The following is a 511-nucleotide window of genomic DNA, read 5'->3' as shown; positions in this document are numbered from 1 at the left end:
GATTAATAAAATGAATAATAAACAAAGAATTATAAAAACTATTAGAATTATAGCATATTTATTTTCTTATATGATGGTTACAGTTGTATCTTTTAATTATGGTTATATGTTTTATGCTRTWAAATTTGMMGGTKCTTCTGCTTCAGCAAATATTTCTTTTATTTTTGCTTTGCCATTTATAATTGCTATATTATTATGTGTTATTTTAATAAAAATTATAAATAAAAAAATGAAAGATTAATAATAGATAKRTATTTTTTAATTGTCATAATTAATAGGKATATTACTAAAAATGAATAGAAAAAATAAAAAARTAAATAAAAAAATAATGGGTATATCTATATTATCAGTTACTATATTAACTATTATAATTACTCTGCCTCTCACTTTTCTTATTTATAATCTTAAATTGGAAAATGTTTCTTTTCTTCCAAATACTTTTTTAAAATATCTTTTATCTTTTTTAATAGCTTTTACAATAATTCAATTATTGATGCTAATTTTTTATAAG

At 17.3% G+C, this 511-nt stretch carries 2 protein-coding genes; both read left to right on the top strand.

Going from position 1 to position 511, the window contains the following annotated elements; all coding sequences use genetic code 11:
- On the top strand, window positions 1–241 hold a 241-nt coding region (locus GQX97_RS15045; RefSeq protein WP_232473463.1), incomplete at its 5' end, for a hypothetical protein.
- A gap of 51 nt (window positions 242–292) precedes the next feature.
- Window positions 293–511, top strand: a 219-nt coding sequence (locus tag GQX97_RS15040; RefSeq protein ID WP_157152391.1) for a hypothetical protein, incomplete at its 3' end; no start/stop codon positions are given.

This window comes from Brachyspira sp. SAP_772, from assembly GCF_009755885.1.
Lineage (GTDB): Bacteria > Spirochaetota > Brachyspiria > Brachyspirales > Brachyspiraceae > Brachyspira.
This window is presented reverse-complemented; position numbering and strand designations above follow the sequence as displayed.